12 protein-coding genes and 1 pseudogene are annotated in these 13,374 nt (G+C 73.7%); 7 read left to right on the top strand and 6 right to left on the bottom strand.

All coding sequences use genetic code 11. From position 1 onward, the window contains the following. The first annotated feature begins 5 nt into the window (after window positions 1-5). A complete protein-coding gene (rpmF, locus tag MKK60_RS05065) occupies window positions 6-194 on the top strand; it encodes a 50S ribosomal protein L32 (protein WP_147729459.1) in 189 nt (62 codons plus the stop codon). 15 nt (window positions 195-209) lie between these two features. Here the strand turns inward: rpmF and MKK60_RS05070 are convergent, their stop codons facing one another. Then, window positions 210-515 (bottom strand): hypothetical protein, encoded by a 306-nt coding sequence (locus MKK60_RS05070; RefSeq protein ID WP_243984124.1) that lies wholly within the window; start codon window positions 513-515, stop codon window positions 210-212. 187 nt (window positions 516-702) lie between these two features. Further along, window positions 703-1,308: a polyhydroxyalkanoate synthesis repressor PhaR gene (gene phaR, locus MKK60_RS05075; protein WP_243933063.1), complete on the bottom strand. Its 606-nt coding sequence runs from the start codon at window positions 1,306-1,308 to the stop codon at window positions 703-705. A gap of 315 nt (window positions 1,309-1,623) precedes the next feature. Here phaR and MKK60_RS05080 point away from each other — a divergent pair, with 315 nt between their 5' ends. The 3 genes from MKK60_RS05080 (at window position 1,624) to MKK60_RS05090 (ending at window position 5,162) form a co-directional block, all read left to right on the top strand. Continuing rightward, window positions 1,624-2,805 carry an acetyl-CoA C-acetyltransferase gene (locus MKK60_RS05080; protein WP_147729163.1) on the top strand — a complete coding sequence of 394 codons (1,182 nt, stop codon included), beginning with the start codon at window positions 1,624-1,626 and terminating at the stop codon, window positions 2,803-2,805. A gap of 188 nt (window positions 2,806-2,993) precedes the next feature. Continuing rightward, window positions 2,994-3,722 (top strand): acetoacetyl-CoA reductase, encoded by a 729-nt coding sequence (gene phbB / locus MKK60_RS05085; protein WP_147729164.1) that lies wholly within the window; start codon window positions 2,994-2,996, stop codon window positions 3,720-3,722. A 282-nt stretch (window positions 3,723-4,004) separates the two neighbouring features. Further along, complete coding sequence (locus MKK60_RS05090; RefSeq protein ID WP_243933054.1) at window positions 4,005-5,162, top strand: HD-GYP domain-containing protein; 1,158 nt, start codon at window positions 4,005-4,007, stop codon at window positions 5,160-5,162. Window positions 5,163-5,313: 151 nt separating this feature from the next. Here the strand turns inward: MKK60_RS05090 and MKK60_RS05095 are convergent, their stop codons facing one another. After that, window positions 5,314-6,216: a DMT family transporter gene (locus MKK60_RS05095; RefSeq protein ID WP_243984125.1), complete on the bottom strand. Its 903-nt coding sequence runs from the start codon at window positions 6,214-6,216 to the stop codon at window positions 5,314-5,316. Between the two features lie 106 nt (window positions 6,217-6,322). Here MKK60_RS05095 and MKK60_RS05100 point away from each other — a divergent pair, with 106 nt between their 5' ends. After that, entirely contained in the window at window positions 6,323-7,216 is an 894-nt protein-coding gene (locus MKK60_RS05100; RefSeq protein ID WP_243984126.1) for a LysR family transcriptional regulator, read from the top strand. A gap of 120 nt (window positions 7,217-7,336) precedes the next feature. Beyond that, window positions 7,337-8,242: pseudogene (locus MKK60_RS05105) on the top strand (DMT family transporter); the annotation flags it as partial. A 136-nt stretch (window positions 8,243-8,378) separates the two neighbouring features. Here the strand turns inward: MKK60_RS05105 and MKK60_RS05110 are convergent. The 3 genes from MKK60_RS05110 to MKK60_RS05120 form a co-directional block, all read right to left on the bottom strand. Then, the gene (locus tag MKK60_RS05110) at window positions 8,379-8,804 is read right to left on the bottom strand and encodes a cupin domain-containing protein (RefSeq protein ID WP_409565995.1); all 426 of its coding nucleotides are present in this window, start codon (window positions 8,802-8,804) and stop codon (window positions 8,379-8,381) included. A gap of 333 nt (window positions 8,805-9,137) precedes the next feature. Then, a complete protein-coding gene (locus tag MKK60_RS05115) occupies window positions 9,138-9,917 on the bottom strand; it encodes a hypothetical protein (protein WP_243984127.1) in 780 nt (259 codons plus the stop codon). Continuing rightward, window positions 9,914-10,186, bottom strand: coding sequence for a hypothetical protein (locus MKK60_RS05120; RefSeq protein WP_147728644.1), 273 nt, complete (start codon window positions 10,184-10,186; stop codon window positions 9,914-9,916). Before MKK60_RS05120 ends, MKK60_RS05115 begins: the two co-directional genes overlap by 4 nt. 198 nt (window positions 10,187-10,384) lie before the next feature. On the opposite strand from MKK60_RS05120, the gene MKK60_RS05125 reads away from it, so the two are divergent. Beyond that, on the top strand, window positions 10,385-13,261 hold the full coding sequence (locus MKK60_RS05125) for a phosphoenolpyruvate carboxylase (protein WP_243984128.1): 2,877 nt from the start codon (window positions 10,385-10,387) through the stop codon (window positions 13,259-13,261). Window positions 13,262-13,374 lie beyond the last annotated feature (113 nt).

A 13,374-nucleotide genomic window follows, 5' to 3' on the forward strand; every position in this document is an offset into this window, starting at 1 on the left:
CCGTCATGGCCGTTCCGAAGCGCAAGACCTCCCCCTCCCGCCGCGGCATGCGCCGCTCGGCCGACGCCCTCAAGGCGCCGACCTACGTGACGGACAAGGATTCGGGCGAGCTGCGCCGCCCCCACCACATCGACCTGAAGACCGGCATGTATCGCGGCCGCCAGGTCCTGAACGTCAAGTCGACCGAGGCCTGAGACGGCCGTCCGGGATCAGGCCGTGAGCCGCGCCGTCTCGGCGTAGCGCGCGGCGGCGATCCCGGTGCGCTCCAGCCGCGACGGCCGCAGGGTCGGGTCGGATTCGACGATCATCTGCGTCAGGAAGCCTGCGAGCGGCCGCGTGCCGCCGCGGGCTTTTTGCGTGGCCGCGTCCTCCGGCGCCTCGGCCCGGCTGCCGGCGATCGCCACCAGGGCGCGGGAGGGCTCGGCCGGCCGCGCCGGCTCCCGCGGCTCGGGCGCCTGCGGCCGCACGGTCGCCCGTACCGTCCCGACACGCCCGATTGTCCCGATCTGCATCATCGCCCGCATCTCCCGGCCCGGTCGGGGCCGGCGCTGCAAAGGTGGGGCCGATGTTAACGGTTCGTCAACCTTTTATCGGCACGCGCCCCTCCCCTCCCCCGCACCCAAGTCGGGCCTGCCCGACCTGGGCACACGGGGTGCGGATCTCGGGCAAGCCCCAGATCCGTCGGGGGGCGGGAAGAGGCGTCTACTTCTTCGCCAGCGCCTCGAGGCGCTCCTGCATCGCCAGCATCTGGCGCTTGAGGTCGTCGAGGTCGCTGCCGGCGGCGGCGGCCGGCGCGGGCGGGGCGGCCTGCCCGGCATGGGTGCCGGCGTTCGTCACGCCGGGCGGGGTGAAGCCGGTGAACATCTTCATGGCGTCGCCGAAGAAGCCCATGTTGGCCCGCACCTGCTGCTCGATGGCGCTCTGGAACGCCGACGAGCCGAAGCCGGTCGAGAACTTCTCGCGCAGGCCGTCCTGGTCACGCGCGAAGTTCGCCATCGAGAACTCGAGGAAGCTCGGCACCATCGTGCGCATGCTGTCGCCGTAGAAACGGATCAGCTGGCGCAGGAACGCCACCGGCAGGAGGTTGTCGGCGCCGGCCTTGTTCTCCTGCTCGAAGATGATCTGCGTCAGCACCGAGCGGGTGATGTCGTCGCTGGTGCGCGCGTCGTAGACGACGAAGTCCTCGCCGTTCTGCACCATCGTCGAGAGGTCCTCGAGGGTGACGTAGGTCGAGGTTCCGGTGTGGTACAGGCGCCGGTTGGCGTACTTCTTGATGACGGTCTGTTGTGCCTTGACGCTGTCCGCCATCTCTGCGGCCTCTCCCCGATCGCGCGACGACCACGGCCGGGCCCCCGCCGCCGGGAGCCGCCCACGCGCCGATCTCGACCTTAAGGCTTTCAGCCGGCGACGAAAATAGCAATCTGGCGCCTTTTCCCGCGGAATAATGCTAATTCCCGGCGCGTCCCGGGTCGCCCGAGCGAGCAGCCGCCGCCCGCCGAGCGTCACGCCCGGCGGTTCAGCCTTCTTGACTTCGATCGAGCGAGGCCCTTCATCCGGGGGAACGGCATTTTCGAGCGCGCGATCTCCAAGACGCGCCGGCCGACCACGAGGAGAACGTTTCAGATGGCAAGCGAAGACATCGTCATCGTCGGCGCAGCGCGCACGGCGGTTGGTTCGTTCGGCGGCGCCTTCAACACGGTGCCCGCGCACGAGCTCGGCAAGGTGGCGATCAAGGCCGCCCTCGAGCGCGCCGGCGTCTCCCCCGACGACGTGGACGAGGTGATCTTCGGCCAGGTGCTCACCGCCGGCGCCGGCCAGAACCCCGCCCGCCAGGCCGCCATCGCCGCCGGCATCCCCGAGAAGGCCACCGCCTGGGGCGTCAACCAGGTCTGCGGCTCGGGCCTGCGCACCGTCGCCATCGGCATGCAGCAGATCGCCAACGGCGACGCCACCGTCATCGTCGCCGGTGGCCAGGAGTCGATGTCGCTCGCCCCCCACGCGCAGTACCTGCGCGGCGGCCAGAAGATGGGCGACGTCAAGCTCGTCGACACCATGATCAAGGACGGGCTCTGGGACGCCTTCAACGGCTACCACATGGGCACCACCGCCGAGAACGTGGCGCAGGCCTTCCAGCTCACCCGCGAGCAGCAGGACCAGTTCGCCACCCGCTCGCAGAACAAGGCCGAGGCCGCCCGCAAGGAGGGCCGCTTCAAGGAGGAGATCGCCCCGGTCACCGTCCAGGGCCGCAAGGGCGACGTGGTCGTCGACACCGACGAGTACATCCGCGACGGCGCGACGGTGGAGGCCATGGCCAAGCTGAAGCCGGCCTTCTCCAAGGACGGCACGGTGACGGCCGCCAACGCGTCCGGCCTCAACGACGGCGCCGCCGCGATCGTGCTGATGTCGGCCTCGGAAGCCGAGCGCCGCGGCATCACCCCGCTCGCCACGATCAAGTCCTGGGCCACCGCCGGCGTCGACCCCAAGGTCATGGGCACGGGCCCGATCCCGGCCTCGCGAAAGGCGCTCGACAAGGCCGGCTGGAAGCCCGCCGACCTCGACCTGATCGAGGCGAACGAGGCCTTCGCCGCCCAGGCGCTCGCGGTGAACAAGGACATGGGCTGGGACGACGCCAAGGTGAACGTCAACGGCGGCGCCATCGCCATCGGCCACCCGATCGGCGCGTCCGGCGCCCGCGTCCTCGTCACCCTGCTGCACGAGATGAAGCGCCGCGATGCCAAGAAGGGCCTCGCCACCCTGTGCATCGGCGGTGGCATGGGCGTCGCCATGTGCATCGAGCGCGCGTGAGCCACAGCTCTCCGGAGCCGAAAATCCGGCTTTAGGCCGGACGCAAAACATTTCGCGTGCGGACGCCATCCGCACGCGGCATGACGGCACCATCCGCGGGCCGGAGGCGACGCCCGTCGCACCCGGCCCGATCGCGACCGAGAACACGTTCAAGAAACTGGAACACGTTCAAGAAACTGGAGGAAACCATGGCTCAGCAACGCGTCGCCCTCGTCACCGGCGGCACCCGCGGCATCGGCGCGGCGATCTCGAAGGGCCTGGCGGCCAAGGGCTACAAAGTCGCCGCCAACTACGGCGGCAACGACGAGGCGGCTCAAAGCTTCAAGGCCGAGACCGGCATCCCGGTGTTCAAGTTCGACGTCGGCGACTTCGCCGCCTGCGAGGCCGGCATCAAGGCGGTCGAGGCCGAGGTCGGCCCCGTCGACGTGCTGGTGAACAACGCCGGCATCACCCGCGACGGCCTGTTCCACAAGATGACCTTCGAGAAGTGGCAGGCGGTCATCAAGACCAACCTCGACTCGGCCTTCACCGTGACCCGCCCGGTGATCGAGGGCATGCGCAACCGCGGCTTCGGGCGCATCATCCTGATCTCGTCGATCAACGGCCAGAAGGGCCAGATCGGCCAGGCCAACTACTCGGCCGCCAAGGCCGGCGTGATCGGCTTCGCCAAGGCGCTGGCCCAGGAGAGCGCCGCGAAGGGCATCACCGTCAACGTGATCGCGCCGGGCTACATCGCCACCGACATGGTGATGGCGGTGCCCGAGGACGTGCGCAACAAGATCATCTCGACGATCCCCGTCGGGCGGCTGGGCGAGGCCGAGGAGATCGCCCGCGCGGTCGAGTACCTCGCCGCCGAGGATTCGGGCTTCATCACCGGCTCGACCCTGACGATCAACGGCGCCCAGTACATCGCCTGAAACGACGACGGGGGGCCGCCCGGGTCCCCCGCCCGGACCGGGTCCGCGGCCGCCCGACGCTTCCCGCCCCTGCATCGCCGGCGCGATCGGGCACCGCCGCCGGCTGCGGATGCGGCGGCGGGACGCAGGGGGGGTTCTAGCCGGATCTGCCCGTCGCGGTGCCTATAGGCCAATGCACGCCGGCCGCTTTTTGCGCGCTCAACCCGCGATTGCTTTAATTGCTGGTGAGGAATCAGGCCCATGATGCGCGAAAGGGCGGATCGCGGGCGGCGAAGCACATCCATGAAGACGATCCTGGTCCTCACCGATCAGCCCGAGCGCGGCCGGAGGCTCGCCGGGCAGCTCCGACCGCTCGGCGAGCCGCTGGTGATCGACCTGCTGGATCCCTACCAGTCCCGGAACGCGCCCGACCTGTCCCAGGTGGTCGCCGTGGTCGGCGACGCCTCGCTGGCCCATTCGCAGCAGGTCTCGGGCCTGCACCGGTACATGCACCGGCTCGGCCCGGGGCGCGTCCCCTTCCTCTGCGTCCTCCACGAGGACACGCCCCGGGCGCACCTGCAGGCGCAGGCCCTCGGCGCGACCCGCACGCTCCGCGCCGACGCGGTGCTGCGCGAGCTCGTGCCGGCCCTGCGCGCCGTCGTGCCGGCGCCCTCGGTCGACGCGCCGGCGCCATCGCCCGCACCGGACGCCGCGCTTCCCTCCGCGCCCCCTTCCGCGCCCGACGGCGGCCGGACCGCGGTGCGGGCCGCCATCGCCGAGGCCGACACCGCGCTGACGCGGATCTTCGACCTCGGCCGCGCCGGCCGCGCCCCGGCCCCGGCGATGGCGGCGGCGGGCGCGGACCTCGTGGTCGGCGCCCTCAACAAGGCCGACATCCGCGGCTGGCTCGACGTGGTCTGGCGCTTCGACGACGCGACGCACCAGCACTGCCTGCTGGTGGCCGGCCTCGCGGCGGGCTTCGCCCGGCAGCTCGGCCTGCGCACGCAGGATTGCCGCGACCTGACCCAGGCCGCGCTGCTGCACGACCTCGGCAAGGCCCGCATCCCGCTGGCGATCCTCAACAAGCCGGCCCGCCTCGACGAGGCCGAGATGGCGGTGATGCGGACCCATCCGGTGCTGGGCATCGAGATGCTGCAGGGCCAGGACTACCCGGCGGCGATGCTCGCGGTGGTGCGCTCCCACCACGAGGCGCTCGACGGCTCGGGCTATCCGGACGGGCTGGCCGCGCGGCAGATCCCCGACCTCGTGCGCCTGATCACGGTCTGCGACATCTACGGGGCGCTGATCGAGCGGCGGCCCTACAAGCGCCCGCTCTCGGGCGAGGCCGCCTACGACCTCCTCCGCGGCATGACCGGCAAGGTCGACCCGGATCTCGTCAACGCCTTCAAGCCGATCGCGGAAGCCGTCGGCAGCACCATCGCCAGCGCGAGCGCCGCCTGACGTCTCTGCCCCGGGCGAACCGATCGACGCGGATCGCGTCGGCTCGACCTGCACGATGCGTGAGTGCCTTGGGCCGGCGAGGGAAGGCCCCGCGCCGCGTCCGGTCGCGCGACAGGCGGCGTGAGCCCGCGCGATCGCCCGACGGACAACGTCAGGCATGACGCTTGGCCCCGGCCACGCACAGGACGACCACGGCGGTGGCGAGCAGCATGCTCGGCGCCACGGGCTCGTGCAGCAGGAGGCCGGCCAGCGCCAGGCCGAGGAACGGCTGCAGCAGCTGGAGCTGGCCGACGCCGGCGATGCCGCCGAGCGCCAGCCCGCGATACCAGAACACGAAGCCGACGAGCATGCTGAACACCGAGACGTAGGCGAGCGCCGCCCAGGCCGGCCAGCCGACGTCCCACGCCTCCGGCAGGGTCGCGAGCGCCAGCGCGAGGGTGACGGGCAGCGACAGCACCAGCGCCCAGGAAATGACCTGCCAGCCGCCGAGCCGGCGCGACAGCGCGGCCCCCTCGGCGTAGCCGAGGCCGCAGAGCAGGATCGCGGCCAGCATCGACAGGTCGCCGGCGAGCGACCCGGCCCCGCCCTGCGCCAGGGCGAAGCCCGCGACCGCGAGGCCGCCGAGGCCGGAGAACAGCCAGAAGGCGGGCCTGGGCCGCTCGCCGCCGCGCAGCACGCCGAACACGGCCGTCGCCAGCGGCAGCAGGCCGAGGAAGACGATGGAATGGGCCGCCGTGACGTGCCGGAGCGCCAGCGCGGTGAGCAGCGGGAACCCGATCACCACGCCGAGCCCGACGATCGCCAGCGGGCCGAGGTCGCGCCGCAGCGGCCGCGGCGCGCGCAACGCCAGCAGCAGCCCCACCCCGAGCAGCCCCGCGATCGCGGCGCGGGCCGCGGTGAGGAACAGCGGAGCGAAGCCGGCCACCGCCACCCGCGTCGCCGGCAGCGAGGCGCTGAAGATGAGGATGCCGAGGAGCCCGCTGCCCCAGCCCGCATGAGTCGCCCGGGCCGGGATCGTCGATGTCGAATTCGTCGGTTTGAGGATCGTCCGCATCGCGTTCGCCGTCCCGCCGGCCGCTCCGGCTGCGCCCGCGCCTTGACAACCACCCCCGGCCCATGCCGTAAAATGCCCGAAACCTCGCTTTTCATGCGGATCGGGCATGATGAACCCCGCCCATCTCGACCTGTTCCGCGCGGTGCTGCGCCATGGCGGCATGACGCGGGCGGCCGAGGCGCTCGGCATCGGCCAGCCGCACGTGAGCCGCGCGGTCGCGCAGCTCGAGCGCGACCTCGGCTTCCCGCTGTTCCTGCGCGGGCACGGCAGCGCGGTGCCGACCGCGGAGGGCGAGGCCTTCGCCCGCGAGGTGGAGCGCACCTATGCCGGGCTCGACCACCTGCGCGAGGCCGCCCGCCGCATCCGCGAGATGGGCACCGGGCCGCTGCGCATCGCCTGCCAGCCGTCGCTCGTCGCCCGCCTGCTGCCGCGGGCGATCGGCCGCCTCCGGGCGGCGCATCCCGAAGCCCGGGTGGCTGTGCACGTGCCGGCGCCGGACACGATCTGGTCCTGGGCCGCCTCCGGCCAGTGCGATCTCGGCCTGGTACGCCCGCGCTCCGGCCATGCGGGGGTGATCGCCGAGCCGTTCCTGACGGTCGACGCGGTCTGCGCCCTGCCCCGGCGCCATCCGCTGGCGGGCGGGCGCGCGATCACGGTCCAGGACCTCGCCGACGTGCCGCTGATCGCCGGCGCGCCCGGCGACTTCCAGCAGGCGGTGGAGGCGGCGTTCCGCGACGCCGGCCTGGCGCCGCGCTTCGGCCCGACGGCGCAGTACACCGCCGCCCGCTGCGGCCTCGTCGCCGAAGGTCTGGGGCTGGCCATCGTCGACCCGGTCGCCGCCCGCGACCTCGCCCTGCCGATCGTGCTGCGCCCCTTCCGCCCCCGCCTGCCGATCGCGACCCTGCTGATCCGCCCGGCGAAGCCGCCGGGCCTCCTGGCGGAACGCCTGATCGGCTTCCTGCACGCGGCGCGCGACGCGGACGGCTTCTCGGCGGGGTGAGGGAGATGCGTGGTTCCGGGATGCCGTCCGACCGGGCCTGCCCCGCGCCAAAACCCCGTTGCCCTCGCCCGCGGGTCCGTGGGAGAGCGGAATCCCTTCCGCGATCACGGGTCTCGCGCGATCTCCTCCTCCTCCGCCACCCTCCTCGGCTGCGGCGCGATCCTGCTGTGGTCGCTGCTGGCGCTGTTCACCGCGGCGTCGGGGGCGGTGCCGCCGTTCCAGCTCGCGGCGATGACGTTCGCGCTCGGCGGCCTCGTCGGCTGCGCGAGCTGGCTGTCGCGCCGGGGCGGGATCGCCGCCGGCCTCGCATCGCTGCGCCAGCCCTGGCCGGTCTGGGCGCTCGGGGTCGGCGGGCTGTTCGGCTACCACGCCCTGTACTTCGCCGCCCTGCGGCTGGCGCCGCCGGCCGAGGCCGGGCTGATCAACTATCTCTGGCCGCTGCTGATCGTGCTGTTCTCGGCGCGGCTCCCCGGCGCCGGCGGGCTGCGGCCCGGCCACCTCCTCGGCGCGGTGCTCGGGCTCGCCGGCGTGGTGGCGCTGTTCCTCGGCCGCGGCGACCTTCGCGGCGCCGCTGCGGGATTCCTCTCGGACGCGGCCTTGCCGGGCTACGCGGCCTCGCTCGCCGCGGCCTTCGTCTGGGCGGGCTACTCGGTGCTGTCGCGCCGGGTCGGCGCGGTGCCGACGGATGCGGTCGCCGGCTTCTGCCTCGCCACCGCCGCGCTCAGCCTCGCCTGCCACCGCGCCTGGGAGGTGACGGCGTGGCCGGCGGGCGCGCTGCAATGGGGCGCCGTCGCGGCCCTCGGCCTCGGCCCGGTCGGGGCGGCGTTCTACCTGTGGGACATTGGCTGCAAGCGCGGCGACATCCGCCTGCTCGGCGTCGCGGCCTACGCCGCGCCGGTGCTCTCGACGCTGATCCTCGTCGCCGCGGGCTACGCCGCCGCGACCCCGGTGCTCGGCCTCGCCTGCGCGCTCATCGTCGCCGGGGCGCTCGTCGCGCTGCGGGCCTCGCGCCGCGGGGCGCGAGCGGGAGCGGCGTCGCGTCCGCATCGACGATCCGCGGCGCCGCCTCCCCTCTCCCGGCCCGCGGGGCGATGGGCGAGGGGCGAGGGGCGAGGGGAATGCGCGGCCGTCGTCTCGGCGGCCCGGCCCGGACGCGCCCGCGTCACCGCGGCGTCGGGCGCCAGTCGGGCGGGGCCATCTCGAAGCCGGCGAAGTCGAAGGCGGGGGAGACCGTGCAGCCGACCAGCGTCCAGGCGCCGAGGCTGGTCGCCGTCTGCCAATGGCCCTCGGGGACCACCAGCTGCGGCCGCTGCCCGCGCGCCAGGTCGGGGCCGAGATGGTGGGCGGCGGCGTCGTGGCCGTTCGGGCTCACGGTCAGCACCAGCGGCGCGCCGGCGTGCCAGTGCCAGATCTCGGCGGCGTCGACGCGGTGCCAGGCCGAGACCTCGCCGACGTCGAGCAGGTAGTAGATCGCGCTGCCGACCGAGCGGCCCGCGACCAGGCGCGGATCGCGGAAGGTCTCGCGGTAATGCCCGCCCTCCGGGTGGGGCCGAAGCCCGAGCGCCGCGATCACCCCGGCCGCCGTCATCTCCGCCATGGTTCCTCGCATCCTTCGATCAGGCTCGGTCCGGGGACCGTGGTGGCACATTCAGCACGCGCTTGCCTCGGCCGAAAAGGCTGTCGCACCCGCGCCTCGTGCCGGCGAGGCGCGGATCCCCTCTCCCGTTCGGGAGAGGGACAGGGCGAGGGGACAGGTCTTTCCGGCGAGGTCGCACCCCTCACCCCAACCCTCTCCCGGACGGGAGAGGGGGCCGTCCTGCGCCGGGAACGAGCCATCCGGGGCCGTCCTGCGGAGATGCGCGCACGACAACCCGCGTCAGGCGCGGGAAGAACGCGGCGAGCCTCCGCCCGAACCCCGCGCCTACTCGGCGATGGCGCCCTGCGGGACGTGGAAGCCGGGCGGGACCTTCGGGGCCGCATCCTTGCGCGGCGCGGGTTTCGCCGGCCTCCGCGCGGCCGCTTTCGCCGGTTCCTGGCCGGCGCCGCTCGGGTCGGGCGCGCCGTCCGCCGGCCCGGCCTCGAGAGCGTTGCCCTGCGCGTTCCCCTTGGCGTTGCCCTTGGCGTTCCCCCTGCCCGCCCCCTTGCTCGCCCCTTGGCCGTTCCCCTTGGTCCCGCGTGCGACCACCGGCGGCGCGGCGACGGCGGGCGGGTCGATGCAGGCGCGGAAGGCGAGCGCGGCCAGCGGGGTGCCGTCCTCCGCCACGATCGGCAGCGGGTCGGGCAGGTCCGGCAGGCCGTTCTCCCAGCGGATCGGGGCGCCGAGCTGGGTTTCGAGGGCGGCGGGGGCGGGCCCGCGGCGCAGCGCCGTCAGGTCCGGCCCGTAGGCGGTGGCGGGCTTGGCCGCGATCACCACCTGCAGCACCTGGCTGGTTTCCGGCGTCAGCGGCCGCAGCGGGTTCGCGATGCTGGCGCGGCCGATCCGCGTCACCACCACGTCGAAGCCCTTGGCGCCCTCGAAGCGCGCCGCCCGCGCGCCGCAGGGTTGCAGCACCGCGAGGTCGGCGGCCGGGGTCGGCGGGGCCGGCTCGGGAGCGGGGGCAGGGACGGGCGCAGGGGCGGCCGGCGCGGGCGGCGCGACTTGCGCCTGGGCCGGCGCCGCGGCGAGCCCGGCGGCCAGCAGCGCGAGCAGAAAGGTCCTCATCGCGGGTCGCCCTCCGTGCGATCGGGCCGGGCCAGGCGCGGCGCCTCCCGGCTCTCCGCCCGGATCGGCTCGAGGTCGAGCACCGCGCCGGAGCGGTCGATCGGGCTCGCGGTCGGGCCGATCTCGGCCAGCAGCAGCGCCTCGTCGGCGGCGTCGTGCTCGCTGTCGAGGCGTAGCGGTTCGCGCCGGCCGCGCGCGAGCAGCCGGAGCACCACCGTGCCGGCCACCGCGCAGGCCGCGACGGCCGCCAGGATCAGGAGCGTTTCCATTGCCCCGCAGCGTTAGCGCAAGCGGAGGCCGCATGCACCCCGGGGCACGCCTGCGACCGCACGCGCCCGGGATCCGCGGCGAGACCTTGGCCGGAGCGGAACGGTCCTTGCCTCTCCGGCCCCGGGCCGCCGGCGCCTTGCACGCGCCGGGCGTCCCCGCCAAAAGCCGCCTGCCCCCGTCCTGCCGGAGCCTGACCGATGCGAACGCACGCCCATCGCGACCCGGAGGAGCTCGAAGGCCATCTCGTCGGGCTGATCGAGGCCTCGCGCGAGCAGGCGAGCGAGGATCCGTTCCGCAACCCCGTGCTGGCGGTGACGCTGGCGATCACCCGCCGGTTCGACCGGGACGAGATCGGCGAGGCCGACCTCGACGCGCTGTTCGTGCGCCTGCGGGCGCAGGCGCTGGCCGACCGCGCGGCGCGGCTGCGCGCCTACGTCGGCATCGAGGACCATCCCGATGCCGACGCGGCGATGCCGGCGCGCCTCGTGGCGGCGGTGCCCGACCGGCCCGGCGCCTTCAAGAGCTTCCGCGACCGGATCGCGCGCACCGCCTTCGCCGTGGTGTTCACCGCGCACCCGACCTTCGGCATGCCGAAGGCGGTGGCGGCCCTGCTCGCCGAGGCCGCGAGCCTCGACGACCCGGATGCGCGCGCGCCCCTGATCGAGAAGGCCGCCCGGCTCTCGACCCGGCCGGACGCGCCGATCACCCTCGACGGCGAGTTCGAGCAGGCCTGCGTGGCCGCCAACCACGGCCGCGAGGCGGTGGACGCGTTCAACGGCGCGCTGCTCGACGCCGCGCAGAGGCGCTGGCCCGACCGCTGGACCGAGCTGGTGCCGAAGCCCTTCGCCATCGCCAGCTGGGTCGGCTGCGACACCGACGGGCGCACCGACATCGGCTGGTGGGACACCCTGCGCTACCGCCTCGAATCCAAGCGCATGCAGCTCGACCGGGTGATGCGCCACCTCCCCGCCATCCCCGCCGCGAACGTGGTGCGGACGCTCGCCGAGCAGGCGCTGGCCGCCGTCAACCGCCAGCTCGCGGTGGCGCCGCGGCTCGGCGACAAGCCCTCGCTCGAGGCGGTGCACCGCTTCGCGCTGGCGCTGATCATCGAGCGCGAGCGGGCGCAGACCGATTCCGGCGCGCTGCTGGCCGGGCTCGCCGGCGCCGTCACCGCGGCCGAGACGGACGCCGACCGGCGCAGGATCGCGGTCCTGCGCTCGGGCATCGCCACGCACGGGCTCTCGAACGCGCTGCCGCATTTCCGGCTCAACGCCAGCCAGATCCACAACGCGGTCCGCCGGGTCATCGACCTCGAAGGCGAGCCGGCCGACGCCGCCCAGCGCCGCTCGCACCTCTCGGCGATCCACACGCTGCTCAACGACGTGCAACCGGTGGCGGTGGATTTCGGTGCGCTCGCCGCCGAGCGCGCCTCCGCCGCCCGGCTGATGATGACGATCGCGCAGATCCTCAAGCACGTCGACGGCACGCACCCGGTGCGCTTCCTCATCGCCGAGACCGAGACCGGCTACACGCTGCTGGCCGCGCTCTGGCTCGCGCGCCATTACGGCATCGCCGACAAGCTCGAGATCACGCCGCTGTTCGAGACGGCGAGCGCCCTGGAGCAGGGCATCCGGGTGCTCGACGATGCGCTGCGCAACCCGCACTGGCGGCGCTACCTCAAGCGCATCGGCCGCCTCACCGTGCAGTTCGGCTATTCCGATTCCGGGCGCTACGTCGGCCAGCTCGCCGCCACCTTCTGGATCGAGCGGCTGCGCCTGCGCATCACCGAGATGCTGGTCTCGAACGGGCTCGCCGACGTCGAGCTGGCGATCTTCGACACCCACGGCGAATCGATCGGCCGCGGCGCCCACCCGACCTCCCTGCGCGACCGCCTCGCCTACCTCGCCCCCGAGGATGCGCGCGCGCGCAACCAGAAGGCCGGGATCAAGGTCCGCCTCGAATCGAGCTTCCAGGGCACCGACGGCTACCTGCTGTTCGGCTCGCAGGCGATCGCCGAGGCCTCGATCGCGCGGGTGGCCGAGCACGTCTACGCCCTCGACGTGGCCGAGGACGACGCCTTCCCCGACTACGCCCTCTCCGACGCGGCCGAGGGCGCGGACGCCGCCGACGATCCGGTCTACGCCGAGACCGACTTCGCCCTCGAGTTCTTCACCGTCGTGCGCCAGGACATGGAGGCGCTGGTCGACGATCCCGGCTACGCCGCCCTGCTCGGCACCTTCGGCCCGGGGCTGATCGACCGCACCGGCTCGCGCCCGGTGGCGCGGCAGTCGGATTCGGGCGGGCCGGCGCTGATCACCCATCCGCGCCAGATGCGGGCGATCCCCAACAACGCGATCCTGCAGCAGCTCGGCTACCTCGCCAACTCCCTGCACGGGCTCGGCCGCGCGGCGGGGCGCGCGCCCGACCTGTTCCGCGACATGCGCCGCGACTCGGTGCGGTTCTCCCGCGCCTTCCGCCTGGTCCAGCACGCGGCCTCGGTCGGCGACCTCGACGTGCTGCGCGCCTACATCGACACGCTGGACCCCGCGGTGTGGCTCGAGCGCGCCCGCCGCACCCAGAAGGACGGCCGGCGCGAGGAGCTGATCGTCATCGCCGGCGTCCTCGACCGCCTCGACCTCGCGCCGAACCTGCGCCGCCTGTTCGGGCGGCTGACCACCGACGCGCTGAGCCTGCAGGCCGCCGCCCCCGACCTGCGGAAGATGTCGGTGCGCCTCACCCTGCTCCACGCGATCCGCCTCGCGCTGATCCACCGGATCTGGTTCACCGCCGTCCACATCCCCGGCTTCCGGCCCCAGGCCGGCGTCAGCCGCGAGCAGTTGCTGGAGCGCTTCCTGCGCCTCGACATCGACGGCTGCCTGAAGCTCCTCGACGAGATCTTCCCCGTCACCCCCGACCCGACGCTCGGCCTCAACTTCGGCGAGCCGGCCGGCCCGCGCGACGTCGGCACCTACGAGGCCGAGCATTCCGGCCTGTTCCAGCCGATCGCCAAGATGTTCACCCAGGTGCGCGAGATCTCGGGGATGATCCAGCACGAGGTCGGCGCGTTCGGGTGAGGGGGCGCCACCCCCGTCATTCCGGGGCGCCGCAGGCGAGCCCGGAATCCAGAGCCGCCGAGGGTGCGGACTGAAGATCGACCTGCGGCACTGGATCCCGGGCTCCGCTGCGC

It is taken from the genome of Methylobacterium sp. J-092 (assembly GCF_022829325.1).
Taxonomy (GTDB): domain Bacteria; phylum Pseudomonadota; class Alphaproteobacteria; order Rhizobiales; family Beijerinckiaceae; genus Methylobacterium.

Bases quoted from the DNA above. Each gene is read 5' to 3' on its own strand.
- MKK60_RS05120 (WP_147728644.1), bottom strand. From the start codon at position 10,186: ATGGAAACGCTCCTGATCCTGGCGGCCGTCGCGGCCTGCGCGGTGGCC.
- rpmF (WP_147729459.1), top strand. From the start codon at position 6: ATGGCCGTTCCGAAGCGCAAGACCTCCCCCTCCCGCCGCGGCATGCGC.
- MKK60_RS05080 (WP_147729163.1), top strand. From the start codon at position 1,624: ATGGCAAGCGAAGACATCGTCATCGTCGGCGCAGCGCGCACGGCGGTT.
- MKK60_RS05095 (WP_243984125.1), bottom strand. From the start codon at position 6,216: ATGCGGACGATCCTCAAACCGACGAATTCGACATCGACGATCCCGGCC.
- MKK60_RS05070 (WP_243984124.1), bottom strand. From the start codon at position 515: ATGATGCAGATCGGGACAATCGGGCGTGTCGGGACGGTACGGGCGACC.
- phaR (WP_243933063.1), bottom strand. From the start codon at position 1,308: ATGGCGGACAGCGTCAAGGCACAACAGACCGTCATCAAGAAGTACGCC.
- phbB (WP_147729164.1), top strand. From the start codon at position 2,994: ATGGCTCAGCAACGCGTCGCCCTCGTCACCGGCGGCACCCGCGGCATC.
- MKK60_RS05125 (WP_243984128.1), top strand. From the start codon at position 10,385: ATGCGAACGCACGCCCATCGCGACCCGGAGGAGCTCGAAGGCCATCTC.
- MKK60_RS05110 (WP_409565995.1), bottom strand. From the start codon at position 8,804: ATGACGGCGGCCGGGGTGATCGCGGCGCTCGGGCTTCGGCCCCACCCG.
- MKK60_RS05115 (WP_243984127.1), bottom strand. From the start codon at position 9,917: ATGAGGACCTTTCTGCTCGCGCTGCTGGCCGCCGGGCTCGCCGCGGCG.
- MKK60_RS05090 (WP_243933054.1), top strand. From the start codon at position 4,005: ATGAAGACGATCCTGGTCCTCACCGATCAGCCCGAGCGCGGCCGGAGG.
- MKK60_RS05100 (WP_243984126.1), top strand. From the start codon at position 6,323: ATGATGAACCCCGCCCATCTCGACCTGTTCCGCGCGGTGCTGCGCCAT.